General features: G+C 61.3%; 2 protein-coding genes. Both read left to right on the top strand.

What is annotated here, in order from left to right:
• Positions 1-816: Mu transposase domain-containing protein (locus AC1RQ9_RS18825; RefSeq protein WP_485988112.1), on the top strand; the 816-nt coding region annotated here is incomplete at its 5' end.
• Positions 806-1,585 (top strand): IS21-like element helper ATPase IstB, encoded by a 780-nt coding sequence (istB, locus tag AC1RQ9_RS18820; protein WP_485988110.1) that lies wholly within the window; start codon positions 806-808, stop codon positions 1,583-1,585. The genes AC1RQ9_RS18825 and istB, both read left to right, overlap by 11 nt.
• Positions 1,586-1,619 lie beyond the last annotated feature (34 nt).

Here is a 1,619-nt window from a genome sequence, read left to right as displayed (position 1 = left end):
GGATGGGAGAAAGGGCAGATCGAGAAGACCGTGCAGGATGCCCGGCGCCAGATCTGGCAGGATCTGCCTGCCTTTCCTGATCTGGGGGCGCTGAACGCCTGGCTGGAAGCCCGCTGCCTGGACTGTTGGGAACGGCTGCAGCATGCTGAATTGCCGCACAGCGTCTCCGAGGTCCATGCCAGCGAACGTCCCCACCTCATGATCCCGGGGCGTCCCTTTGACGGGTTTGTCGAACAGACCAAGCGCGTCTCACCAACCTGCCTGATCCAGTTCGAAGGCAACCGCTACAGCGTGCCGGCCTCCTTTGCCAATCGTCCGGTCAGCCTGCGGGTTTATCCCGACAAGCTGCGCATTATCGCCGAAGGGCAGGTTCTGTGCGTGCATGACCGGATCATCACGCGTTCGCATGGTGTGCCAGGCCGCACGGTGTATGACTGGCGGCATTATCTGGCGGTGATCCAGCGCAAACCGGGCGCCCTGCGCAATGGCGCGCCGTTTACCGAATTGCCAGCCGCCTTCCGGACCCTGCAGGACCAACTGCTCAGGCGGCCTGGAGGCGACCGGGAAATGGCTGAAATACTGGCTCTTGTGCTGCAGCATGATGAGCAGGCTGTCCTCTGCGCAGTTGAACTGGCTCTTGAAGACGGCGTGGCGACCAAGACCCATGTTCTCAATACGCTTCATCGCCTGATCGATGCCAAGAGAACCGTGGTTCCCCGGCTTGATGCCCCACAGGCCCTGGTGCTCGAACACGAACCGTGCGCCGATACAGGGCGGTATGACATCCTGCGAAGGGACAGCCGCCATGCGTCATGATCCTGCTGCTGCTTCACTTGTCGTCATGCTCCGTGGATTGCGGATGTATGGCATGGCCCAGGCCACAGCTGACCTCATCGAGCAGGGCGCACCTGCCTTCGAGGCGGCCATCCCCATCCTCTCGCAGCTCCTGAAGGCGGAACTGGCCGAACGCGAAGTGCGCTCCATCGCCTACCAGACAAAGACCGCCCGGTTCCCCGCCTACAAGGACCTGTCCGGGTTCTCCTTTGCCGATACGCAGGTCAACGAGCCCATGGTCCGCCAGCTTCATGGCGGGGACTTCATCGAGCGTGCTGAGAATGTCGTGCTGATCGGCGGTCCGGGAACCGGGAAAACCCACCTGGCGACCGCGCTGGCCATCCAGGCGATCACCCATCACCGCAAGAAGGCGCGCTTCTGGTCAACGGTCGACCTGGTCAATGCGCTTGAACAGGAAAAGACCGCCAACCGGGCCGGGCAGATTGCCGACAGGCTGCTCCGCCTGGATCTCGTGATCCTTGATGAACTCGGTTATCTCCCCTTCAGTGCATCAGGGGGCGCCCTGCTGTTCCATCTGCTCAGCCGCCTCTACGAGCGCACCAGTGTCATCATCACAACCAATCTGAGCTTCAGTGAATGGGGAGACGTCTTTGGTGACCCGAAGATGACGACGGCGCTCCTCGATCGGCTGACCCATCACTGTCATATCCTCGAGACAGGAAATGACAGCTACAGGTTCCGCGCCAGCACCGCCGCGTCAAAAAACAGAAAGGACAGATCCTCTTCTTGACCGCCCGCCCGACTACGCCTGAAATAGCAGCTGG

This window comes from Komagataeibacter ossonobensis, from assembly GCF_057359305.1.
The sequence above is the reverse complement of the archived record's forward strand: the minus strand, read 5'-3'. Positions and strand labels throughout refer to the sequence as shown.